The sequence below is a fragment of the Pseudarthrobacter sp. J1738 genome, assembly GCF_050490315.1.
Classification (GTDB): Bacteria; Actinomycetota; Actinomycetes; order Actinomycetales; family Micrococcaceae; genus JBNPEO01.
In genome coordinates, this window is record NZ_JBNPEO010000004.1 from 153,424 (window position 1) to 178,227 (window position 24,804).

The following is a 24,804-nucleotide window of genomic DNA, read 5'->3' on the forward strand; positions in this document are numbered from 1 at the left end:
TATCCGCTACGGCAACTTCGGCAGCTTTTCTGCGTACAACCACGGCTCAAGCAACTCGGCGGCTTTGAGCCCCGGAACTAGCTCCACGGCCAGCTTCACGAAGTCCTCTGTTGATACGTTGCCGTGCCGGAACCGGGCAACCCATTCCTGCAATAGTGGGAAAAACTGTTCCTCACCAATCCGCACCCGCAAGGCATGGAGGGCCAGAGCTCCGCGTTTGTACACACGGTCATCAAACATCAATTCAGGTCCGGGATCGCCAACTCTGATGTCTTGGGGGAGACCTGAGAGTTTCTTCCACGCTTCGGTAGCCCGCTGAGTCGCGGTCATCACCCCGGCGGCCTCGGACCATACCCATTCGGCGTAGCAGGCAAATCCTTCGTGGAGCCAAATGTCTTTCCAGCGGTTGAGCGTTAGCGAGTTCCCAAACCATTGGTGGCTGAGTTCGTGAGCAATGAGCCGCTGAGCTTCCCACGAGGTGCTCAAGTGGTTGCGGCCAATAATGGACATGCCTTGGGCTTCGAGCGGGATTTCTAGCTCGTCCTGGGTAACAACTACGCCGTACTCACTAAACGGGTAGGGGCCAAAGCAATACTGAAAAACGTCCATCATGCGTGGCTGTTCGGCCAAGGCAGTGAGTGCTTCACCGCGAAGTTCCGCTGGCACGGCTACCACTTGGCGAACCGGAGAGGATGAGTCCTGTGTGGCTGGCAGTTCTACCGGGTTGTAGCGTCCGATCTGAACGGTGGCCAAGTAGGTGGCCATAGGCTCTCTTTGTTCATACACCCATGTTTCTCGGCTGGATTTGGACGTGCGGCGCACGAGTTTTCCGTTGCACACAGCCCGGTAGTTGTCGTCAGTGGTGACGGCAATGCGGTAGCTGGCTTTCTGGCTTGGATGGTCGTTGCAGGGAAACCACGAAGCGGCGCCGTCGGGTTGGCCGGCAACGAGTACGCCGTCGGTCAGTTCTTCCCATCCGACCTCTCCCCAGAGTCCAGTGCGGGGCCGCGGGTTGCCTTCGTAGCGAATGTCTAAGCGGAATTCTTGCCCTTTGGCGATCGGGTCCTTGGGCACGATCACCAGGTGGGCGCGGCGTTGGCTGAATTTCTGAATCGGGCGGCCATCTAACTGAACCTTGAGGACTTTCAGGCCCACCAAATCAAGGACAATGCTTTGGGTTTTGGTCCCGGCGGTCGCATACAGCGTTGCCTTGGCGCTGAGCTTGTTGCTGGCCAGCTTGTAGTCCAAGTCCAGGTCATAGTGATCCACGGAATAGACGGTGCTGCCATGCTCCGGGGTGTACGAATCCTGGGTGGTGTTGGTACTGGACGTGCTCATCTAAGGAGGCAGCCTCGCTTTGTATTGTGGTGGGTCTTTGACGCTATCAGGGCTACTTGGGTCTAGCCCAAGGACTCACCGGGTTTCCCATCCAGTATGTGCCAGCGGGCACTGTTTCACCGCGCATCACCAACGACGCCGGACCAACTGTTGCGCCGTCGTCGAGCATTGCGCCGGGGAGGATTACGCCGTGGGGACCCATAGTGGAACCTCGCATCAGTTGCACTTTATCCATGCTCATAATTCGGTCGTGGAAGAGATGGGTTTGGATCACGCATCCGCGGTTCACGGTGCTGCTTTCACCAAGTTCCACGAGGTCTGCCTCGGGGAGCCAATAGCTTTCGCACCATGCGCCGTGGCCGATCTTGGCTCCTAGACCGCGAAGCCACCACACCAGTGCTGGTGTGCCGCTCGCTGCACGCGCAAACCAAGGCGCTGAGACCATCTCCACAAAGGTATCCACCACTTCGTTGCGCCAGATAAAGGAACTCCAGAGCGGGTGTTCACCTGCTTTGATCCGTCCCACCAGCACCCATTTGGCCACTACTGAGCTGACTGCTGCAATGGCGCCGGCTCCTAGCATCACTACGCCGCAGAGCAACGCTGCAACAAAGTAGTTAGTGTGCAGGGCGATCCAGTCCAGGGCCACCATCACTCCAACGCTGATGTAGCCAACAAGCATTACGGGGAACAACCTGCAGGCCTCCCAAATTGCCCGTGCCACCTTGAGCCGAGTAGGTGGCTGGAAGGTGCGGCTTTGGTCAGTTGCTTGGGCCACTCGACGCAAGCGAACCGGCGGGCTACCCAACCACGATGTGCCGGACTTCGCCTTGAGCGGCGTAGCTGAGAGGACAGCTACCAGTGAGTTTTTGGGAACGTTGCGCCCCGCAGCAGTCATACCGGAGTTGCCGAGGAAAGCTCGTTTGCCAACTTTGGCTGGGCCGATCTTCATCCAACCGCCGCCCAGCTCGTACGAGGCCACCATGGTGTCGTCTGCCAGGAATGCACCATCGCCCACGGTGGTCATCTTTGGCACCAGCAGCACAGTGGAGGCTTCCACGTTTTTGCCGATTTTTGCGCCGAGCAGGCGCAACCAAATAGGGGTGAAGAGGCTTGCGTAAATGGGGAACAACAGATCGCGTGCCATGTCCAGCACTCGTTCGGTGGCCCAGACCTGCCAGCCAATCCGGCTGCGGACCCGGTAGTGGCCGGCTTTCAGGCCAATGCCCAGCGCGCGAGTGGTAGCAAGGATGAGGAGGAGATTGCCGGCAAACCACACTAGAGCGCCCAGAGGGATCGACCACAACAGTGCAGGCCATGCCGCAAACAAGGTGTTGTAGCCGCGGATCGAGGCGATCACTACCGTGGAGGCTAGAGCAGCTGAAGCGTAGGGGATCAACGCCAAAAAGGCTGAGGCGGAGGCAAACGCGGCAAACCACATACGCTCAAGAAATTTGTTGGTGTACGGGAGTGTATCGGGCCACTCGTGGGTAGCTTTGCCTCTACGTTCGGCAGGGGAACCGGCCACCGACTGTCCGGCTTTGACCTTGCCAAAAACTGCCGATCCGGCCTCAACATGTGCGTCGGCACCAACCCGTGCTCCGGGCATCAGTGTTGATCGTGCACCAACTGTGGCATTTGCCCCAATGGTGATGGCACCAATGTGGACCGTGTCGCCGTCGATCCACCAACCGGAGAGGTCAACTTCGGGTTCAATATTGCAGCCGTTGCCCAAGCTCAAGAGCCCAGTGACCGGCGGCAAGGAGTGCAAATGGACATCTTTGCCCACTTTGGCACCGAGGGCACGGGCATAGTACGGAACCCACGGTGCGCTTGCTAGGCCAATAGCGCCAGCAAGGTCGGCGATTTGTTCTGCTAGCCACAAGCGTAGGTGTACCCGCCCGGAGCGCGGGTAGCGGCCTGGCCGGATACCACGCAGCAGGACGCGCGCGGCAGCAACCGAGATGCCCATACGCCCCAGGGGGCTAACAAAAACCAGCCACGAAGCAAGCACCCACCACCATGAAACCGTGGGAGCTACAGCGAGGACGCCCCAAGCGGAGAGCAGATTATTGACCGCCATCAGATACGTCAGCCAACGCATACCAACCAAAATGTGCAGTGGAATGCCCATTAGAGTTTGGAACACCTGCGCTTTGCGGGTTGTCCGGCGAACCGGGCGTTCCTTGGCTTCAACCGGGACGTAGTCCTCAGGAAGAGATTGCTTACAGACGTCGATCAGGGCGCCAACTCGCGGGTGGGCGTAAATGTCAGAAACGCGAACTAGGGGGTACCGGACCCGCAACGAAGAAACAAGCTGGGCAGCCGCCAGGGAACCACCACCGTGGGCAAAGAAATCTGCGTCCAGACTCGTCGCCGGGGTTCCCAGTACTGCTGACCACTGTTCAATAATCCAGCTTGAGTCTGCGTCAAGATTTAGCGGCGCAGCATCGGCCTCTGCTGCACCGGCGCCTGCCAAAGGCCACGGCAGTGCAGCGCGGTCCACCTTTCCGCTGGTTTTGGTGGGAAGCTCGTTGACAACTGTCAGCAAAGGAATGAGAGGTGCTGGCAAAGACTCGGACAACAGTTCCCGGAATTTTCCAAGGTCAGGTTCTGCACCGGACTGGGCGACGGCGAGATACCCCACCAGAATCTGGTTGCCGGCCGCTGAGGTTTTAACAGCCGCGGCTGCTCCTGCGAGGCCGGGGAGCGATTGGAGCGCTGAATCGATCTCACCGAGTTCAATACGTCTGCCACCGAGTTTCACTTGCTCGTCTGCGCGGCCTTGGAAGATGAGACCCGCGTTTTCACAACGAACCAAGTCGCCGGAGCGGTAGGCCCGGTCCCAGCCAAGGCTTGGCATCGGTGCGTACTTCTCGGCGTCCTTGGCGGGATCCAAGTAGCGGGCTAGTCCCACGCCGCCAATAATCAGCTCGCCAACCTCACCTTCGGCCACTGGAACACCGGAGGTATCAACAATTGCCAAGTCCCAACCGTCCAAAGGCAAGCCGATGCGCACCGGACCGTTGCCGGTCAGGGGCGCAGCACAGGCAACCACTGTGGCTTCAGTGGGCCCGTAGGTGTTCCACACTTCACGGTCTTCTACTACCAAGCGCTCGGCGAGCTCCGGCGGGCACGCTTCGCCACCAAAAATGAGCAGACGAACGTTCTCCAGTGATTCGGCTGGCCACAGTGCGGCAAGTGTGGGCACAGTTGATACCACTGTGATGCCGTTGTTGATGAGCCACGGCCCCAGGTCCATACCCGTCCGGACTAGTGAGCGCGGAGCCGGAACAAGGCAAGCACCGTGACGCCACGCGAGCCACATTTCCTCGCATGAGGCGTCGAAGGCAACGCTCAATCCTGCGAGGACGCGGTCAGTGGGGCCAATTGGTTCTCGCTGAAGGAATATCCGGGCCTCTGCATCCACAAAGGCAGCCGAGGAACGATGGGTGACGGCAACACCCTTAGGCGTTCCAGTGGATCCTGAAGTGAAAATGACCCATGAATCGTCCTCCGGTAGTGGCATACGTGGGGAGGGGAAAGGTTTGGGCCTTTTTTTGTCCACAACAATTTCGCCCTTGGCGCGTAAGATCCCAGCAACTCGGGCTTCAGAGAACACTAGTTTGGCCCGCTCGTCCGGATCGTCGGCGTCCACCGGAACGTAGGCGGCGCCAATGAGCATAATCGCCAAGATGGCAATGTACAGCTCATTGGTGCCGGAGGGAATTCGAACCCCGATCTTGTCCCCAGCGCCCAACCCGGCCAAGTGCAAATTCTTCGCGTAATCGCGGACGGCAGTCGCTAAGTCGGCATAGCTCAGTGACTTTTTACCATCGTGCAGAGCCGAGGCATCAGGGAATTCTTCAACGGTTGCGAAAAAGATGTCGATCAGCGTCCGAGGCGACGATGCGGCCGTGCCACCCGGCATTTGCGCCGGGTAGATGGCTGATTCAACATCGAGGGTGGCCTGAGGGCCTTCTTGCTCATTCACGCGCGTTATTCTCTCGGTTCAAGGTAAACATCAGGTGTTGCAGTGACCACTAGCTTCACTTAGGGGATCAAAATGACTTTCCCAGTGGTCTTGCGGCCTTCCAAATCAGCGTGTGCCTTGCCTGCATCCTTGAGGGCGTACCGTGCACCAATCCTGACTGCGAGTTGTCCTGAGGCTGCTGCAGCGAAAATTTCCTCAGAGCGCCAGCGCCGCTCTTGTGGGGTCAAGAGGAAGTCCCGCAAGGTTGGGCGAGTGAGCGAGAGCGATCCGCCAGCGTTGAGGCGCTGTGGATCAAGGGGTGGGACCGGCCCTGAGGCTGCACCGAAAAGAACCAATGTTCCTCTGGTGCGCAGGCTCGCGAGTGAGCCATCAAAAGTGTCCTTACCCACGCCGTCGTACACCACATCAGTTCCCACACCATCGGTGAGTTCCCGCACTCGAGCCGCAAAGTCTTTGTATTCAAGCACTTCATCAGCGCCTGCCGATCGAGCCAAGTCAGCTTTTTCTGGACTTGAAACAGTGGTGAACACCCTGGCCCCACGGGCCTTGAGTAGCTGGATGATCAACAGCCCCACACCACCGGCCCCGGCGTGAATGAGAACTGTCTGGCCTGGTTCTACGCGAAAGGAGGAATTGATCAGGTAATGAGCCGTCATACCTTGCAAGGGGAGCGCCGCGGCGGTTTCGATGTCTAGACCATCGGGAATGGGCAGTGCACGGCTCGCGTCCAAGACGGCAAAGTTCGCATAGCAGCCTTCGCCCTCCGCTGTGGCCACGCGTTGACCCACTTCGAATCCTTCAACGCCCTCGCCGAGCGCCTCGATAGTGCCAGCGGCTTCTGAACCGGGGACAAAAGGATAGGAAACTTTGTAGTTACCGTTGCGCTGATACGTCTCGATGAAGTTCAAGCCGATGGCTTGCACCTTAATGAGCAGCTGACCCGGGCCCGGGGTGGGCATGTCCGCCGCTGCATAGTGCAAGACCTCGGGTCCGCCTGCTTGGACGGCACTGACCGTATTATTCACTGTGGCTCCATTCTTCCGCGCGATCCTCGGTGGCAGGGTACACAGCCCATCCTATGTGGGTAGAAGGGAACCGTGGCGGTGTAGTCGCCAGCAGTATGAGGATTCCTCGCCTTCATCCAAATGCATAAATATTTGCTCCAGTGAATATTATTGCGCGCTGCGGTATAGTGCTCTATATGACGATTTCCGTTGCCGTTTCCGGAGCCAGTGGTTATGCCGGTGGGGAAGTGCTGCGTTTACTAGGCACCCACCCTGACGTGAGAATTGGCGCGATCACCGCGCACAGTAACGCGGGAGCCAAGTTAGGCGAGCTCCAGCCGCACTTGCATACTCTCGCGGACCGAGTTCTTGTAGACACCACCATTGAAGAACTCGCAGGCCACGACGTTGTATTCTTGGCCCTTCCGCACGGAACATCGGCAGCCGTGGCAGCGCAGCTTCCGCCAGAAACGCTAGTGATCGACGCCGGAGCTGACCACCGCCTCGAAGATCCCGCTGCGTGGGAAAAGTTCTACGGCAGCGCACACGCAGGAACGTGGCCCTATGGTTTGCCTGAGCTGCCTGGGCAGCGCGAAAAGCTTGTTGGCGCTCGCCGAATTGCCGTGCCAGGCTGTTACCCCACCTCCGTTCTGCTTGCACTGACCCCCGGCTTTGCGGCTGGACTGCTCGAGCCTGAGGACGTGGTGGTGGTTTCAGCCTCAGGAACTTCCGGTGCAGGCAAGGCCGCCAAAGTGAACCTGATCGGTTCAGAAGTTATGGGTTCCATGAGCCCGTACGGGGTGGGTGGAATGCACCGGCACACTCCAGAAATTGAACAAGGTTTGTCCAACGCTGCCGGTGAAGCAGTGAGTGTTTCTTTCACCCCAACACTCGCGCCGATGAGCCGGGGCATTCTGACCACCGCAACTGCTCGCGTGCGCAATGCAGATCAGGGCCAAAACCTTGCCTCTGAATTGCGCGCAGCCTGGCAGAACGCCTACGCCGACGAGCCTTTTGTCCATCTACTCCCGGAAGGACAATGGCCCACCACCAAGTCTGTTCAGGGATCTAACCACGTAGTGATGCAGCTGGCATATGATCCACATGCCAAGCGCGTCATTGTGACGTGCGCGATCGACAACCTCACAAAGGGAACCGCTGGGGGAGCGGTCCAATCCATGAATATTGCCTTGGGGCTCAATGAAGCTACCGGGCTCCAGCAGCTAGGAGTAGCACCGTGAGCGTTACCTCACCCCTTGGATTCCGGGCCGCCGGCGTTGTAGCCGGACTCAAAAGCACAGGTAAGCCGGACGTCGCTCTGGTAGTCAACGATGGCCCGGATTTTCACGCAGCAGCGGTTTTTACCACTAACCGTGTGGCAGCGGCTCCTGTTCACTGGTCCCGCCAAGTAGTTTCTGACGGCCGTGTTGACGCAGTAATTCTCAACTCCGGCGGAGCGAATGCATGCACGGGTCCGCAAGGATTTCAGAACACACACACCACAGCGGAAAAGACTGCTGAAGTTTTGGGCTTGTCCGCTACGGACATTGTGGTCTGCTCAACCGGGCTCATCGGTGAGCAGCTGCCCATGGACAAAATTACTGCCGGTGTGGACGCGGCTGCCGCGGCTTTGAGTGGCGACGGCGGCGATGATGCCGCCAGCGCCATTATGACCACAGACTCGGTTTCCAAAACTTCGGTTATCAAAGGAAAGGATTCCGAGGGTCGCGAATTCACTATCGGTGGAATCGCCAAGGGCGCTGGAATGCTAGCGCCTGGCCTCGCCACCATGCTGGTGGTCATCACCACTGACGCAGTAGTCTCGCCGGACATGTTGGATGTTGAGTTGCGCGACGCGTGCCGGGTTTCCTTTAATCGGGCCGACTCGGACGGCTGTATGTCCACCAATGACACAGTCCTCTTGATGGCTTCCGGCGCCTCTGGAGCTGTTCCAGCTGTTGATTCATTTGGTGAAGCGTTGACAACAGTTTGCAAGGACTTGGCTCGTCAGCTGATTGGCGATGCCGAAGGAGCCAGCCACGACATTGCTATCCGTACCTTCAACGCCGCCACCGAGGTTGATGCTGAAACCGTTGGACGCTCCGTAGCTCGATCGAACCTCTTTAAGGCAGCGATCTTTGGTAAAGATCCCAACTGGGGCCGTGTTCTTTCCGCAGTGGGCACCACTGACGCAATCTTCGATCCAGACCAGCTCAACGTCTCGATCAACGGGATCCAAATCTGCCAAAACGGGGGAATCGGGGAAGATCGGAACCTGGTGAATCTGGATGCTCGTGAAGTTTTGGTTGAAATTGATCTGAAGGCGGGCGCTGAAGAAGCCACCATTTGGACCAACGACCTCACTCATGACTACGTCCACGAGAACAGCGCCTACTCGAGCTAACCACCCCACTTAGAGAGCACACTGTGAACAACTCCACGCTGGCAGCACAGGACAAAGCCGAAACGCTCATCGAGGCATTGCCTTGGATTCAGCGCTTCTCCGGTACCACCATGGTGATCAAGTACGGCGGGAACGCCATGATCAACGAGGAACTGCGCCGGGCTTTCGCCGAAGACATTGTGTTTTTGCACCACGTGGGAATCCGTCCCGTAGTGGTGCACGGCGGGGGCCCACAAATCAACTCGATGCTTGCCCGGCTGGGCATTGAGTCCGAATTTAAGGGCGGATTGCGAGTGACCACCCCTGAAGCCATGGATGTGGTCCGGATGGTGCTTACCGGCCAAGTAGGACGCGAACTCGTGGGCCTGATCAACGGCCATGGCCCTTACGCTGTGGGAATGTCTGGCGAAGACGGAGGCCTCTTGCGTGCTGTCCGGACCGGAACCGTAGTCGACGGCGAGGATGTTGACTTGGGCCAAGTGGGGGAAGTTGTTGGTGTGGATCCGGCCGGCATTTTGGACATCCTGGAGGCCGGGCGCATCCCGGTAATTTCCACGGTGGCTCCCGAATTCGTGGTTGAAGAAGGTGGGCTGGTTGCCACCGGGGAAGTCCTGAACGTAAATGCGGACACGGCCGCAGCTGCACTGGCCGAAGCACTCGGCGCCAGCAAGCTCGTGATTCTCACAGACGTTGAAGGCCTTTACGCGAATTGGCCGGATAAGAGCTCACTCATTTCTTCACTCACCGCAGGGGAGCTGCGCGAAATGCTGCCGCGCTTGGAATCGGGCATGATTCCAAAAATGGAGGCCTGCCTTAAGGCCGTTGATGCAGGGGTTGAGCGAGCGCACATCGTTGACGGGCGGCTAGCCCACTCGATGCTGCTAGAAACATTTACGACGGCGGGAATTGGCACCCAAGTTGTGCCGGACGGAGTTGAAGCAAAGTGAGCGAAATGGCTGAAGCCACAGCGAATGAATTAACTCACCTAGGCGGTGTCTCATCGCAGGAACTCCTTGAGCGCTATGCCACTTCACTGATGGGTGTATTTGGAGCACCACAGCGCGTTTTGGTGCGTGGTGCTGGCTGCCATGTTTGGGACGCTGACGGAAAACAGTACTTGGACCTCCTAGGCGGGATTGCCGTCAACGCCTTGGGTCACGCTCACCCCTTTGTGAACTCGGTGATCTCGAGCCAACTCTCCACCCTGGGCCACGTCTCGAACTTCTTTACCTCGCCAACCCAGATTGCCTTGGCCGAAAAGCTTCTTGAGATTGTGAAAGCGCCGGCGGGTTCAAAGGTCTTTTTCGCCAACTCTGGTACCGAAGCTAATGAGGCGGCCTTTAAGCTGGTTCGCCGTCATTCACATGGTCAACGTCCCAAATTGGTTGCTCTGCAGGGCGCTTTCCACGGGCGCACCATGGGCGCTTTGGCACTGACATCGAAGGAAGCATACCGGGCCCCCTTTGAGCCGTTGCCCGGAGGTGTGGAGCACATCCCCTTTGACGATATTGAAGCCTTGCGTGCGGCCGTTGACTCAAAAACAGCTGCAGTGTTCTTAGAACCAATTCAAGGTGAAGCCGGGGTCCGGCCGCTTTCTGTTGAGTATTTGCGCGAGGCTCGGAAAATTACCTCCGAAGCTGGTGCACTCTTGATTTTGGACGAAGTTCAGACTGGTATTGGCCGTACCGGAGCATGGCTTGCAAGCGCCGCTGCAGAGATTGTTCCCGATGCCATCACCCTTGCCAAGGGTCTAGGTGGAGGTTTTCCCATTGGTGCGCTCATTACCTTTGGTGAGGCGACGTCGTCGCTCTTGTCAGCCGGACAGCACGGGACTACCTTCGGTGGGAATCCGGTGGCCACAGCAGCCGCTTTAGCAACCCTTCATGCCATTGAACACCAGCGCATCCTGGCGAACGTTCTTGCGGTAGGGGAGTACTTGCGCTCCGCTTTGGCGAAGCTGGACTTTGTTACCGAAGTTCGCGGACAAGGACTACTGATCGGCTTTGATCTTGACGCCGACGTTGCCCCGGCCGCGGTTCAAGCAGCCTTAAACGCGGGCTTTATTCTCAACGCTCCCGGGCCCAAAACTATTCGTTTAGCTCCGCCACTCATTCTGACCATCGAGCAGGCACAGAGCTTCATTGACGCGCTGCCCGCCATCATTTCAACCGCAAAGGATGCCAAGTGAGCACCACTCGCCATTTCCTCAAAGATACTGATCTCAGCCCGGCGGAGCAGGCTGAGGTTCTGGACCTTGCCGCACGAATGAAGGCAGCACCGTTTAGCGTTCAGCCGTACGCAGCCGAAGGTAATGGTCGCCAAACGGTGGCAGTGATCTTTGACAAAACCTCCACTCGTACACGGGTTTCCTTTGCCACCGGTGTGGCGCAAATGGGTGGCAACGCCCTGATCATCAACCCGGGTGAAGCGCAGATTGGCCACAAAGAGTCTGTCGAGGACACCGCTAAAGTCCTAGAACGAATGGTCTCAACAATTGTTTGGCGCACGGGAGCTCATTCCGGTCTGGTGGCCATGGCAGAAAATTCTCGAGTTCCAGTGATCAACGCCCTGTGCGACGACTACCACCCGTGCCAGCTGTTGGCCGATCTCTTGGCAGTAAAAGAGCACAAGGGCGAGCTTGCTGGATTAACCATGGCTTACTTAGGTGACGCGGCAAATAACATGGCCAATTCGTACTTGCTTGCTGGTGTTACGGCAGGAATGCATGTTCGGATCGCTGGCCCGGAGGGTTACCTGCCGGCGGCCGAGATTGTTGCGGCGGCCCAAGAACGCGCAGAACAAACCGGCGGTTCTGTGCTCATCACTACCGACGCTGGCGAAGCACTCAACGGTGCCGACGTTGTTGCCACTGATACTTGGGTTTCCATGGGCCAAGAAGCCGAAAAGGAAGCCCGGATGCAGTTGTTCCGGAACTATTCCGTTGATGAGGCAGCCATGGCGCAGGCTGCGGCAGACGCCGTCGTACTTCACTGCCTGCCTGCTTACCGTGGGTATGAAATTTCGGCCGAAGTCATCGACGGTCCACAGTCGATTGTTTGGGACGAAGCAGAGAACCGGTTGCACGCACAAAAGGCACTGATGGCCTGGCTGATGCACCAGTCTGGACTGGCAGTTGTAGACGGGCTTGCGCCGGTAGGGGAGCAGGCCTAAGTGTCCGGGCAAGCACCCAATGCCGCTGGTACCGGGCAAGTGAACAACACCAATCAGTCTTCCTCGCCAACCACAAAAACGGCGAGGCAGGCTCGGATCACTGCGATTTTGACTGGTGAATCCGTTCGTTCACAAGCTGAACTGGCTGCCTTGTTGGCGGACGACGGCGTTCAGGTCACCCAAGCGACGCTATCGCGCGACCTGGTAGAACTCGGTGCTGTGCGTGTGCGCGGCAGTGCGGGTGTGCTGGTCTACGCGGTGCCTGGCGAAGGCGGGGATCGCGGTGCTCGCAGCGGCGTGGGGCAAGAAATTTTGGATGCTCGGCTGGAGAAGCTGTGCGGTGAGTTGTTGGTTACGGCGGAATCGTCGGCGAACCTTGTGGTGCTCCGTACTCCGCCGGGAGCGGCTAACTTCTTGGCGTTGGCTATTGATCATTCAGTGATTCCCTCGATTTTGGGCACCATTGCGGGCGACGACACCGTATTGCTGGTGTCCCGCGATCCGAATGGTGGGGACGCACTTGCTGCGCGCTTCCTCGCCATGGCGCAGAGCAATCCCAACTAGCTCGCAGCACTATGTATAAATAACCAAACTTCTGTATAGTCATACATAACGGCATTTGCCATAACGTTTACCCCGCAAGGAGAGATTTCCGTGACTGAACGCATCGTGCTGGCCTATTCCGGTGGCCTGGATACTTCTGTAGCAATCGGCTGGATCGGCGAAGCAACAGGTGCAGAGGTCATCGCCGTTGCCGTTGACGTTGGACAAGGTGGCGAGTCGCTCGAAACCATCCGTCAGCGCGCACTCGGCTGCGGCGCCGTGGAGGCTTACGTTGCTGACGCTCGTGACGAGTTCGCCAACGAGTACGCCATGCCCACCCTGAAGGCGAATGCTCTGTACCAAGGGCACTACCCGCTGGTTTCAGCCATCTCCCGCCCCGTGATCGTTAAGCACTTGGTCAAGGCTGCCCGCGAATTCGGCGCCACCACTGTGGCGCATGGTTGCACCGGTAAGGGCAACGACCAGGTCCGCTTTGAAGTTGGCATCCAGACCCTCGGCCCAGACCTGAAGTGCATTGCACCAGTCCGCGACCTCGCCCTGACTCGTGACAAGGCCATCGCCTTCGCTGAGGAAAAGGGACTGCCAATCGAGACGACCAAAAAGAACCCGTACTCGATTGACCAGAACGTGTGGGGCCGTGCTGTAGAAACTGGTTACCTCGAGGACATCTGGAATGCTCCTACCAAGGACATCTACGACTACACCGCCACCCCGGAATTTCCCCCGGCACCAGATGAAGTAACCATCTCCTTCGTCCAGGGCGTCCCGGTGGCGATTGACGGCATTGCAGTCTCACCATTGCAGGCTATTCAGGAACTCAACCGTCGCGCTGGCGCACAGGGCGTTGGACGCATCGATGTTGTTGAAGACCGCCTCGTTGGCATCAAGTCTCGTGAGATCTACGAAGCACCCGGCGCCATGGCCCTGATCACGGCGCACAAGCACCTCGAGGACATCACTATCGAGCGCGAGCAGGCCCGCTTCAAAGCCACCGTTGGCCAGCGTTGGTCCGAATTGGTCTACGACGGCCAGTGGTTCTCCCCGCTCAAGCGCTCCCTGGATGCCTTCATCGAAGACACCCAGAAGTACGTTTCCGGTGACATCCGGATGACCCTGCACGGCGGTCAAGCGATTGTGAACGGACGTCGCTCCGAGACTTCGCTCTACGACTTCGATCTGGCCACTTACGACACCGGTGACACCTTCGACCAGTCGCAGGCTAAGGGCTTTATCGAGCTCTGGGGTATGTCTTCCAAGGTTGCGTCCACTCGCGATCAGCGGGCTGCGGGTAAGTAATGACCTCGGCAACGAATGAAGGCGCCCTCTGGGGTGGCCGCTTCGCTGGCGGTCCAGCAGATGCCCTCGCCGCGCTGAGCAAGTCCACGCACTTCGATTGGCGTTTGGCGCGGTATGACATTGCCGGGTCGAAGGCGCATGCGCGTGTTTTGCACACAGCCAAACTGCTGAACGACGACGAACTCGCCGGCATGCTCGACGCCCTGGATCGATTGGACGCCGACGTCGCCTCGGGAGCCTATGTGGCCTCCGACAGTGATGAGGACGTCCACGGTTCCCTTGAGCGTGGGTTGATTGAGCGCGCTGGAACTCACTTGGGCGGCAAGCTCCGTGCAGGCCGTTCACGTAATGACCAGATCGCCACCTTGGGCAGGATGTTTTTGCGTGATCACGCGCGGATCATCGCCCGTGGTGTGTTGGCCACGATTGACGCGTTGGTGGAACAGGCCAAGGCGCACCCGAACGCGGCAATGCCCGGCCGAACGCACCTGCAGCATGCACAGCCGGTATTGCTGAGCCATCACCTGTTGGCGCATGCTTGGGCCCTTCTGCGTGATGTACAGCGGCTCGCCGATTGGGACAAACGCGCGGGAGTTTCGCCGTACGGTTCGGGTGCGCTGGCTGGCTCCTCGCTGGGTCTTGACCCTGAGGCAGTGGCCGCGGACTTGGGCTTTCGTTCCGCGGTGCATAACTCGATTGACGGCACAGCTTCGCGGGATGTTTTTGCTGAGTTCGCATGGGTCTCCGCCATGATCGGCGTAGATCTGTCCCGGATCTCCGAGGAAGTCATCTTCTGGGCCACCAAGGAGTTCTCTTTTGTGACGCTGCACGATTCCTACTCCACAGGGTCATCGATTATGCCGCAGAAGAAGAACCCGGATGTTGCTGAACTGGCTCGCGGAAAAGCTGGACGGTTGATCGGTAACCTGACCGGCCTTTTGGCCACACTCAAGGGCCTGCCCCTGGCGTACAACAGGGACTTGCAAGAGGACAAGGAACCGGTGTTTGACGCAGCGGACACTTTGGAGCTTTTGCTGCCGGCTGTCTCCGGCATGATCGCCACGCTGAAGTTCAACACTGAACGGATGGCTTCCTTGGCACCGCAGGGCTTCGCCCTAGCTACGGACATCGCCGAGTGGTTGGTCCGTCAAGGCGTTCCATTCCGCGAGGCTCACGAACTCTCGGGTGCTGCGGTCAAGCAGGCTGAGAGTCGCGACGTTGAGCTATGGGATCTGACCGATGAGGAATTCGCGGCCATTTCGGAGCACCTCACTCCGGCAGTGCGTGAGGTGCTCAGCACGGAAGGTTCGCTCAACAGCCGGGACGCTCAAGGCGGTACCGCACCATCCGCCGTCGAGCGTCAACTCGCGGTTCTTGAAGCCGAGATCGCGGAACTGCGCGACTACGCAGCTTAGTTCGAACATATCCACCGCTTGGTCTGGCACGTAGCTGTCAGGCCAAGCGGTTAGGATATCGGCATGACACAGATCACCTCGGAGCAGCTTTGTGCTGCTGTCAACGAATCCGCTAGCGCACTACGTAAGACCGTCGCTGGAATGGTGGAGACGGACGTTGCTCAACCGTCGCAGTTGCCCGAGTGGACGCGTGGACACGTCTTGGCTCACTTGTGCGGCGTGAGTGCTGCAGTGGCTCGGCAGCTTGAATTCGCAGCTCGAGGTGAGTTAATTGACATGTACGACGGCGGGCAGCACGGCCGTGACAACGCGATCAATAAGGCGGCTTCCCAGAGTCTGGAAAAGCTCGCAAAAGATCTGAACTCGGCTTTGGATCAAGCACTTGCAGCGCTGAACAATGTTGAGGAATCCGGGTGGGATGCGCCCGTGAAGTACCGCGACAGCACGGTTCGTGAAGTTGTTTTTGCCTTGTGGCGAGAACTTGTCATCCACACTTCAGATTTGGGTTTGGGTGGTGTGGGCGCTGGGCGTGGCCCCGAGACGTGGAGCAAGCTGTTCTGCGAACATCTCTTTGACTTCCTTGAGGCTCGGGTTCCTGCTGAGCAGCGCTTTGTGATCCAGGCTCTTGGTATGCCGCCGCGTACCCTCGGCAATGGCCCTAAGTCCACCGTTATATCGGGAATGGTCACCGATCTGGCCGCCTGGCTGGCCGGCCGCACACCAAGCCTTGGCACCCTACGCGCCGATGCTGCAGCCGACGGCGTAGACCTGCCACAGCTTATGCCGTGGCCCTCCGGAATCCCTTCGCAGATGCCCGCAGTAGTCACAGCACAACCTTAAACGTGGATACAAGAGTTTTTCGTTTTTCCGGGGTCCCCGGGCTTTGAAAGCGACTGACGCTCCTGCAGTAAGCGTTTCCGGCACGGTCTTCTACTGGCGCGGTCCAGCACCGTTTCACTTTGTTCGAGTTCCTGATGATAACGTGGCCTTTATTAAAGGGCTGGCAGCAATGTTTAGCTACGGCTGGGGCATGATTCCGGTTACCGCTCGCCTGGGTTCCACGAGCTTCACCACATCGCTTTTCCCCAAGGCAGGGGGCTATCTTGTTCCACTCAAAGATGCAGTCCGCTCCGCCGAAAATGTAGACCTCGATGATCAGGTCACCATCATCGTGGAATTGCGCCGGCGTAAATAGGACGCAGTGCTGGGTGGCTAGGGCGGGTAAGGTATTTGGGTGAACAATAGCCAGCCGAACCAAGTTTCTACACCAGAATCTGTCGAAGAGCAGATTAACCGTTTGTGTGCCACTGTCCCGAATTACCCCAAGCCTGGCATCGAGTTCAAAGACCTGACTCCGGTTTTCGCGGACGCATCAGCGTTTAAGGCAATTGTTGATGCACTGGTGGAGCCATTTCGTGGCCAATTTGACGCCATTGCCGGAGTGGAGGCCCGCGGGTTCCTGTTGGCAGCAGCTGCAGCCTATGCCACCAATACAGGCGTAGTGACAGTGCGTAAGGCTGGCAAGCTACCGCGCGAGGTCTATGCCGAAGATTACGCGCTCGAATACGGTACAGCCACGTTGGAATTGCACAAGAGCGACGTCCCAGCTGGCTCACGTGTGTTAATTCTCGACGACGTTCTCGCCACGGGCGGGACTCTCGGCGCTGCTGCCAAGCTTTTTGAGCGCTCAGGCGTTCACGTTGCTGGCGTTGGTGTTGTGATGGAACTGGGCGAACTGCGGGGACGTTCAGCCTTGAGCGGACACAGGGTCCGCTCCTTGATGAGGTTGTAATTCGTTTCATCTGCGTTCATCAAAATGGCTGTAGAATAGACGGTCCGCCATTTGGGAAAAGGGGAGCTGCTCCATGCTTGACGCAGATTTGATCCATGAACGTCGCTACGTGGCCGGCTTGTACGCCAGGCTTGACGAGCTCCGTGAGATCAAGCGTGCCCAATTGGCCCAGGTTCGCAAGTCGGGTGGCGGCGGGACCATGCAGAACGCCTCAGAGCGGGACGCTTTCGCAGCGCTCTATGAGGATCGGCTGGCCCAGCTTGACGCCGTGGACGATCGGCTAGTTTTTGGCCGCTTGGATCTGGACTCAGGCGAAGAGCAGTACATTGGCCGCATCGGACTATCCACGGATGAGCTGCGTCGTTTGATGGTGGACTGGCGTGCTCCGGAAGCTGGCCACTTCTACCAAGCCACAGCTTTTGATCGTCAAGGTGTGCGCCGTCGTCGTCATTTGATCTTGCAAGGTCGCGAGGTCAAGGCTCTTGAAGACGATGTCCTCGACGCCGAGATGCTCACGGAGAGCAGCTCGCTGCAAGGTGAAGGTGCTTTGCTTGCGGCTCTGAACTCTAAGCGGACCGGCCGTATGTCGGACATCGTGGGAACCATCCAGTCCGAACAAGACCGCATTATTCGTGCGCCCATGTCCGGGGCTCTGGTAGTTCAAGGTGGCCCCGGAACAGGTAAAACGGCAGTTGCCCTGCACCGGGCAGCGTACCTTTTGTACACGCACCGAGACAGGCTCAAATCGGCTGGTGTTCTGCTGGTTGGACCTAGCAACTCCTTTATGAAGTACATCGAACGTGTTTTGCCGTCCCTTGGTGAAACTGGGGTTGTTATGAGTAGCGTTGCTGGCTTGTATCCGGGACTTTCGGCTGTTCCCGAGGCCAATCCGGATGTGGCTGAGATCAAGGGTCGGCTTGAGATGGCCACGGTCATCAAAGACGCCGTGGCGAACCGTCAACGAATCATCCGTGGGGAACGGGTACTTGTTGTTGATGGCCGCAAGCTAACGCTGAGCGAACGCCAGGTTCGCCGTGCCCGGGACAAAGCGCGCGGAACGGGCAAGCCGCATAATGAGGCTCGCGAAACTTTTGTGAAGATCTTGCTGCGTGAACTGACAGAGCAGCTCACTGAGATCGTTGAGTCCAGCAACGTCGGAAACAACGCAGATCGCAGTTATTTGGCTGAGGATGTTCGTTCAGCCCGCGATGTACGGGTTGCATTGAACTTGGCCTGGATGCCGATGACACCGCAGCAACTGCTTGCCGATTTGTTTTCCAAGCCTGAGCTGTTAGCCGTTTGTGCACCACAGCTTAGCGCTGAGGAGCGCAAGCTGCTCCAGCGTCCGGTGGAGTCCCCGTGGACTGAGGCTGATGTCCCTTTGCTCGACGAGGCAGCCGAGCTCTTGGGCGAGTTGGAGGTGCCTGGCGCTCGGAGTCAGTCGCAGATTGATCAGGACCATGCGCGGGATCTCGCCAACGCCACACAAACGCTCAAGAATATGGAGCATTCTGGCTTTGACGTTTTGATGTCCGCTGAGGAATTAGTAGATCAAAATGTTGAGCGAATGAACCGGATGACTGCGGCGGATCGGGCTGTGAGCGATCGTCATTGGGCTTTCGGCCACATCATTGTGGATGAAGCACAGGAGCTCTCGCAGATGCAATGGCGCCTTTTGGTGCGGCGTTGCCCACTCAAGTCCTTTACTGTCGTGGGAGATATCGCCCAGACAAGTGCCTCAGCAGGGGCTTCATCATGGGCCGATGCATTAACTCCGCAATTCGGTGAGCGCTGGCAGCTTGAAGAGCTCACAGTGAACTACCGCACGCCAGCCCAGATCGCAGAGTCCGCTGTCCGTATGGCGAATGCTGCTGGGCTGATCATTTCGGCGCCGAAGGCAGTGCGCGAGGGCCGTTGGGATCCGATCGTGGACCAGGTCGCAACAGGTCAAGTAGTAGAGACTGCTGTTGCTGTTATGGATGAGGAACTGGCCGCCGTTGAGGGTGGATTGTTAGCTGTGATCGCAGACGGTGATTTACTACCGGCGGTTGCCCGTGCTTTGCGTGCAAAGTATGCGGGACGTGTCGGTCACGGCGCCGGAAGCTACGAGCAGGACATTGTAGTTCTGAGTCCCAAGGAAGCTAAGGGACTGGAATTTGATGGTGTGGTTATTCTTGAGCCCGCCGCGATGCTCAACCCGCAGCGAGGGCTGGTGGGGGACCTGTACGTGGCAATGACACGGCCTACTCAACGATTGCGGCTTATCGCCTCGGAACCACTTCCCGCCGGAATCTGATCTTCGGCTGGATACCAACTTTCTAGATGCTAACTTTATGGGGTGCCACAGATGACTGATCTCTCAACCCAACGGAACGATTCGAGCTTTGCCAATGTTTGGCAAGAGCTTCAGTGGCGTGGACTAATCCACGTTTCCACTGATCAAGCTGAATTGGAAACTCTTCTGTCCGGCGAGCCGATTACGTTCTATTGTGGATTTGATCCCACGGCACCGAGCCTGCACTTGGGCAACTTGGTGCAATTGTTGGTTATGCGTCGTTTGCAACTGGCTGGCCACAAACCATTGGGCTTAGTGGGCGGCTCCACAGGGTTGATCGGTGATCCTCGGCAAACTGCCGAGCGTATTTTGAATACAAAAGAGACCGTGGCCGAATGGGTACTCAACCTTCAAGGGCAAGTTTCGCGATTCTTGGAATTTGAAGGCAATAACGCAGCCCGAATGGTCAATAACCTTGACTGGACGGCGCCGATGAGCGCCATCGATTTCCTGCGTGAGATCGGCAAGCACTACCGCGTGGGCACCATGATCAAAAAGGACATTGTTGCCTCGCGTCTAAATTCGGACGAAGGCATTAGCTTTACTGAGTTCAGCTACCAAATTTTGCAGGGTATGGACTTCCTCCAGCTAAATCGTCAGTACGGCTGTGTTTTGCAGACGGGTGGTTCGGACCAGTGGGGCAACCTAACCAGTGGAACGGAGCTCATCCGTAAAGTTGAGGGTCGTAGTGTTCACGCCTTGGGCACCCCACTGATCACTAATTCGGACGGCACCAAGTTCGGCAAGAGCGAGGGCAACGCGATTTGGCTAGATCCGGAGATGTGCTCGCCGTACACCTTTTACCAGTTCTGGCTTAACACGGCAGATGACGACGCCGTCACTCGCCTTAAGGTCTTTACTTTCCTGAGCCGGAATGAGATTGAGGAACTTGAGCGCTCCGTAGCCGAGAGACCCTTCGCACGTGAGGCGCAGCGCCGTCTGGCCTATGAAGTTACTTCTTTGGTGCATGGGGTGGAGGCAACGGAGAAGGTTATTGCCGCTTCGGCTGCCATGTTCGGCAACGGGGATGTCACCGAGTTGGATGAATCCACCCTCCGTGCTGCCACCGCTGAATTGGCAACAACGGTTGTGGGGGAGGACCAGCTTGGCATCATCGATTTGTTGCTGGCTTCAGGACTGGTTGACAGTAAGTCGGCTGCTCGCCGAACAGTGAATGAGGGTGGCGCCTACGTCAACAATGTCAAGGTCACTGATCCGGATGCGATCCTTGGCCAGGACAGTTTGCTCCACGGAAAGTACCTGTTGGTACGTCGTGGCAAAAAGAACCTTGCTTCAGTAGAAGTCTCTGCTGAAGCCAGTATCTAGTCAGGCGTTGGGCATCTAGCCCATAGAGATTTGCTTCAAGTCTGATCGAGGCGCCGGCAGCGGAAACCGCTGACGGCGCCTCTTTCTATGTCGATTTGCACGGAAGCCAACGGCCGTGTAATGTTTTCTGAGTCGCCGCCGCTGAGCGGTGACCAACCCCTTCAAAATTCAGGCAAGATGGCCGTTATGCATTCGTGCAAATGACCAGAAATTGTCTAAATTCTTGATGGGCGGATTCGGTTCATAGAGTAAACATCCGGTGAAAAACACGGATTTGCAAAGTGAATATGAATGAAATAAGATAATTACATCGCAGCGAAGAACAAAGCGGAAAAGAAATTCAGAAATGAATTACCGAAAAGTATTCGTATGTGCCTGTTGTTTGAGAACTCAATAGTGTGCCAAGTTTATTGATACCGATTGTTTTTTGATTGGTTGATTTTGCCAGGCTGTGCGCACCCCGTGTGTGTGGTCTGGTTTTCAGCTGGTTTCGAATTTAGTGCAATCATTTGCTGTGTTATTTCCATGGTTTTGGTTGTGTCTGTTTGGTTAGTTTTTAACGGAGAGTTTGATCCTGGCTCAGGATGAACGCTGGCGGCGTGCTTAACACATGCAAGTCGAACGATGATCCCAGCTTGCTGGGGGATTAGTGGCGAACGGGTGAGTAACACGTGAGTAACCTGCCCTTAACTCTGGGATAAGCCTGGGAAACTGGGTCTAATACTGGATATGACCTTCCATCGCATGGTGGTTGGTGGAAAGCTTTTTGTGGTTTTGGATGGACTCGCGGCCTATCAGCTTGTTGGTGGGGTAATGGCCTACCAAGGCGACGACGGGTAGCCGGCCTGAGAGGGTGACCGGCCACACTGGGACTGAGACACGGCCCAGACTCCTACGGGAGGCAGCAGTGGGGAATATTGCACAATGGGCGAAAGCCTGATGCAGCGACGCCGCGTGAGGGATGAAGGCCTTCGGGTTGTAAACCTCTTTCAGTAGGGAAGAAGCGAAAGTGACGGTACCTGCAGAAGAAGCGCCGGCTAACTACGTGCCAGCAGCCGCGGTAATACGTAGGGCGCAAGCGTTATCCGGAATTATTGGGCGTAAAGAGCTCGTAGGCGGTTTGTCGCGTCTGCCGTGAAAGTCCGGGGCTCAACTCCGGATCTGCGGTGGGTACGGGCAGACTAGAGTGATGTAGGGGAGACTGGAATTCCTGGTGTAGCGGTGAAATGCGCAGATATCAGGAGGAACACCGATGGCGAAGGCAGGTCTCTGGGCATTAACTGACGCTGAGGAGCGAAAGCATGGGGAGCGAACAGGATTAGATACCCTGGTAGTCCATGCCGTAAACGTTGGGCACTAGGTGTGGGGGACATTCCACGTTTTCCGCGCCGTAGCTAACGCATTAAGTGCCCCGCCTGGGGAGTACGGCCGCAAGGCTAAAACTCAAAGGAATTGACGGGGGCCCGCACAAGCGGCGGAGCATGCGGATTAATTCGATGCAACGCGAAGAACCTTACCAAGGCTTGACATGAACCGGAAAGATCTGGAAACAGGTCCCCCACTTGTGGTCGGTTTACAGGTGGTGCATGGTTGTCGTCAGCTCGTGTCGTGAGATGTTGGGTTAAGTCCCGCAACGAGCGCAACCCTCGTTCCATGTTGCCAGCGCGTAATGGCGGGGACTCATGGGAGACTGCCGGGGTCAACTCGGAGGAAGGTGGGGACGACGTCAAATCATCATGCCCCTTATGTCTTGGGCTTCACGCATGCTACAATGGCCGGTACAAAGGGTTGCGATACTGTGAGGTGGAGCTAATCCCAAAAAGCCGGTCTCAGTTCGGATTGGGGTCTGCAACTCGACCCCATGAAGTCGGAGTCGCTAGTAATCGCAGATCAGCAACGCTGCGGTGAATACGTTCCCGGGCCTTGTACACACCGCCCGTCAAGTCACGAAAGTTGGTAACACCCGAAGCCGGTGGCCTAACCCCTTGTGGGAGGGAGCCGTCGAAGGTGGGACTGGCGATTGGGACTAAGTCGTAACAAGGTAGCCGTACCGGAAGGTGCGGCTGGATCACCTCCTTTCTAAGGAGCCTCTGCCATTGCTGGTGGTGACTGTATGGTTGCTGTTGGTGTGGTCAAGAGTTATAGCTCATTGCGTGGACGTTTGTTCCACGGTGGGTGCTCATGGGTGGAATATCAATAGGCATGCTTTGCTGGTTTTTGCTGGCTGTGTTTGAGTACGGGCTTTCTTCGCTTTTGGGTGGAGGGGTTGTGGAAAGGATGTGGTTGGTGGGGGTTGGTGGGGATTTTTGGCACACTGTTGGGTCCTGAGGCAACAGGGCCGCTGATTGTTTTGTGATGCGTGCTGCTTTGGTGGTGTGTGTTGTGGGGGTTGGTGGTTTTGTTTGTTTCGGTTTCCTGGCCTTGACTGATGCGGTGCACTGTTTGGTGTGTTGTTGGTGTGGGGTACGGGGTTGTTGTTTGAGAACTACATAGTGGACGCGAGCATCTTATAAAGAAGCAATTTCTAAGATTATGAACCTGGATCTGTCGTCGTGCCCTTTGGGGTGTGGTGGTGGTTTTCATGGTTCTCTCGAAAGTGTTTTATTGATCTTTGTGGTCAAGTTTTTAAGGGCACACGGTGAATGCCTTGGCATTAGGAGCCGATGAAGGACGTGGGAATCTGCGATATTCCTGGGGGAGTCGATAACCAGACTTTGATCCCAGGGTCTCCGAATGGGGAAACCCCGCCAGGGGCGCGAGTTACCTGGTGACCTGCAGCTGAACACATAGGCTGTGTGGAGGGAACGCGGGGAAGTGAAACATCTCAGTACCCGCAGGAAGAGAAAACAATAGTGATTCCGTTAGTAGTGGCGAGCGAACGCGGATCAGGCTAAACCGTGTCATGTGTGATAGCCGGCGGGCGTTGCATGACCGGGGTTGTGGGACCATCCGTTCCAGTTCTGCCGGACTGGTGAGGTGAGAGTGTAGGTATAGGTGAACGGTCTTGAAAGGCCGGCCGTAGAGGGTGTTAGCCCCGTAACTGTAATGTTTGTACACCGCCTGGTTTGGTATCCCAAGTAGCACGGGGCCCGAGAAATCCCGTGCGAATCTGTCAGGACCACCTGATAAGCCTAAATACTCCCTAATGACCGATAGCGGACCAGTACCGTGAGGGAAAGGTGAAAAGTACCCCGGGAGGGGAGTGAAATAGTACCTGAAACCGTGTGCTTACAATCCGTTGGAGCATCTGCAGCTTGTCTGTATGGGTGTGACAGCGTGCCTTTTGAAGAATGAGCCTGCGAGTTAGTGTTACGTCGCGAGGTTAACCCGTGTGGGGAAGCCGTAGCGAAAGCGAGTCTGAATAGGGCGTTGCAGTGGCGTGATCTAGACCCGAAGCGAAGTGATCTACCCATGGCCAGGTTGAAGCGACGGTAAGACGTCGTGGAGGACCGAACCCACTTCAGTTGAAAATGGAGGGGATGAGCTGTGGGTAGGGGTGAAAGGCCAATCAAACTTCGTGATAGCTGGTTCTCCCCGAAATGCATTTAGGTGCAGCGTTGCGTGTTTCTTATTGGAGGTAGAGCTACTGGATGGCTAATGGGCCCTACAAGGTTACTGACGTCAGCCAAACTCCGAATGCCGATAAGTGAGAGCGCAGCAGTGAGACTGTGGGGGATAAGCTTCATAGTCGAGAGGGAAACAGCCCAGACCACCAACTAAGGCCCCTAAGCGTGTGCTAAGTGGGAAAGGATGTGGAGTTGCTCAGACAACCAGGAGGTTGGCTTAGAAGCAGCCATCCTTAAAAGAGTGCGTAATAGCTCACTGGTCAAGTGATTCCGCGCCGACAATGTAGCGGGGCTCAAGTACACCGCCGAAGTTGTGGATTTCGTATAGTAGACAAGCCTTTGTGGTTCAGTCGTACGGAGTGGTAGGGGAGCGTCGTGTGGGCGGTGAAGTCGCGGTGTAAACCAGCGGTGGAGCCTACACGAGTGAGAATGCAGGCATGAGTAGCGAAAGACGGGTGAGAAACCCGTCCGCCGAATGATCAAGGGTTCCAGGGTCAAGCTAATCTGCCCTGGGTAAGTCGGGACCTAAGGCGAGGCCGACAGGCGTAGTCGATGGACAACGGGTTGATATTCCCGTACCGGCGAAAAACCGCCAATAC

The 24,804-nt window shown here is 57.1% G+C and carries 16 protein-coding genes and 2 rRNA genes; 15 read left to right on the forward strand and 3 right to left on the reverse strand.

Features of this window, described 5'->3' with window-relative positions; translation table 11 throughout:
* Positions 1 to 6: 6 nt before the first annotated feature.
* The 3 genes from ACQR35_RS08530 to ACQR35_RS08540 all read right to left on the reverse strand — a co-directional run bounded on the left by ACQR35_RS08530 (position 7) and on the right by ACQR35_RS08540 (position 6,357).
* On the reverse strand, positions 7 to 1,338 hold the full coding sequence (locus ACQR35_RS08530; protein WP_430269788.1) for a M1 family metallopeptidase: 1,332 nt from the start codon (positions 1,336 to 1,338) through the stop codon (positions 7 to 9).
* A 52-nt stretch (positions 1,339 to 1,390) separates the two neighbouring features.
* Positions 1,391 to 5,269, reverse strand: coding sequence for a Pls/PosA family non-ribosomal peptide synthetase (locus tag ACQR35_RS08535; RefSeq protein WP_430269796.1), 3,879 nt, complete (start codon positions 5,267 to 5,269; stop codon positions 1,391 to 1,393).
* 122 nt (positions 5,270 to 5,391) lie between these two features.
* Entirely contained in the window at positions 5,392 to 6,357 is a 966-nt protein-coding gene (locus ACQR35_RS08540; protein ID WP_430269789.1) for a quinone oxidoreductase family protein, read from the reverse strand.
* Positions 6,358 to 6,533: 176 nt separating this feature from the next.
* On the opposite strand from ACQR35_RS08540, the gene argC reads away from it, so the two are divergent.
* The 15 genes from argC to ACQR35_RS08615 all read left to right on the forward strand — a co-directional run.
* Complete coding sequence (argC, locus tag ACQR35_RS08545; protein WP_430269790.1) at positions 6,534 to 7,577, forward strand: N-acetyl-gamma-glutamyl-phosphate reductase; 1,044 nt, start codon at positions 6,534 to 6,536, stop codon at positions 7,575 to 7,577.
* Positions 7,574 to 8,740 (forward strand): bifunctional glutamate N-acetyltransferase/amino-acid acetyltransferase ArgJ, encoded by a 1,167-nt coding sequence (gene argJ, locus ACQR35_RS08550; protein ID WP_430268804.1) that lies wholly within the window; start codon positions 7,574 to 7,576, stop codon positions 8,738 to 8,740. The genes argC and argJ overlap by 4 nt, the downstream gene beginning before the upstream one ends.
* Positions 8,741 to 8,763: 23 nt before the next feature.
* Entirely contained in the window at positions 8,764 to 9,687 is a 924-nt protein-coding gene (gene argB, locus ACQR35_RS08555; RefSeq protein WP_430268805.1) for an acetylglutamate kinase, read from the forward strand.
* A 5-nt stretch (positions 9,688 to 9,692) separates the two neighbouring features.
* Positions 9,693 to 10,928 (forward strand): acetylornithine transaminase, encoded by a 1,236-nt coding sequence (locus ACQR35_RS08560; RefSeq protein ID WP_430269791.1) that lies wholly within the window; start codon positions 9,693 to 9,695, stop codon positions 10,926 to 10,928.
* Positions 10,925 to 11,911 carry an ornithine carbamoyltransferase gene (gene argF, locus ACQR35_RS08565; protein ID WP_430269792.1) on the forward strand — a complete coding sequence of 329 codons (987 nt, stop codon included), beginning with the start codon at positions 10,925 to 10,927 and terminating at the stop codon, positions 11,909 to 11,911. Before ACQR35_RS08560 ends, argF begins: the two co-directional genes overlap by 4 nt.
* A gap of 39 nt (positions 11,912 to 11,950) precedes the next feature.
* Positions 11,951 to 12,475 carry an arginine repressor gene (locus tag ACQR35_RS08570; protein ID WP_430268817.1) on the forward strand — a complete coding sequence of 175 codons (525 nt, stop codon included), beginning with the start codon at positions 11,951 to 11,953 and terminating at the stop codon, positions 12,473 to 12,475.
* 90 nt (positions 12,476 to 12,565) lie between these two features.
* Complete coding sequence (locus tag ACQR35_RS08575; RefSeq protein WP_430268808.1) at positions 12,566 to 13,771, forward strand: argininosuccinate synthase; 1,206 nt, start codon at positions 12,566 to 12,568, stop codon at positions 13,769 to 13,771.
* Positions 13,771 to 15,186 (forward strand): argininosuccinate lyase, encoded by a 1,416-nt coding sequence (gene argH, locus ACQR35_RS08580; protein WP_430268809.1) that lies wholly within the window; start codon positions 13,771 to 13,773, stop codon positions 15,184 to 15,186. The genes ACQR35_RS08575 and argH overlap by 1 nt, the downstream gene beginning before the upstream one ends.
* Before the next feature lie 63 nt (positions 15,187 to 15,249).
* Complete coding sequence (locus ACQR35_RS08585; protein WP_430269793.1) at positions 15,250 to 16,026, forward strand: maleylpyruvate isomerase family mycothiol-dependent enzyme; 777 nt, start codon at positions 15,250 to 15,252, stop codon at positions 16,024 to 16,026.
* A 43-nt stretch (positions 16,027 to 16,069) separates the two neighbouring features.
* Positions 16,070 to 16,381, forward strand: coding sequence for a DUF1905 domain-containing protein (locus ACQR35_RS08590; protein ID WP_430269794.1), 312 nt, complete (start codon positions 16,070 to 16,072; stop codon positions 16,379 to 16,381).
* A 39-nt stretch (positions 16,382 to 16,420) separates the two neighbouring features.
* Positions 16,421 to 16,978: an adenine phosphoribosyltransferase gene (locus ACQR35_RS08595; protein ID WP_430268812.1), complete on the forward strand. Its 558-nt coding sequence runs from the start codon at positions 16,421 to 16,423 to the stop codon at positions 16,976 to 16,978.
* Positions 16,979 to 17,051: 73 nt separating this feature from the next.
* Complete coding sequence (locus tag ACQR35_RS08600) at positions 17,052 to 19,274, forward strand: HelD family protein (RefSeq protein ID WP_430268813.1); 2,223 nt, start codon at positions 17,052 to 17,054, stop codon at positions 19,272 to 19,274.
* Positions 19,275 to 19,325: 51 nt separating this feature from the next.
* Positions 19,326 to 20,639, forward strand: coding sequence for a tyrosine--tRNA ligase (gene tyrS / locus ACQR35_RS08605; RefSeq protein WP_430268814.1), 1,314 nt, complete (start codon positions 19,326 to 19,328; stop codon positions 20,637 to 20,639).
* Positions 20,640 to 21,195: 556 nt separating this feature from the next.
* Positions 21,196 to 22,718: ribosomal RNA gene (locus ACQR35_RS08610) — 16S ribosomal RNA — on the forward strand.
* 536 nt (positions 22,719 to 23,254) lie between these two features.
* A 23S ribosomal RNA gene (locus tag ACQR35_RS08615) occupies positions 23,255 to 24,804 on the forward strand; the annotation flags it as partial.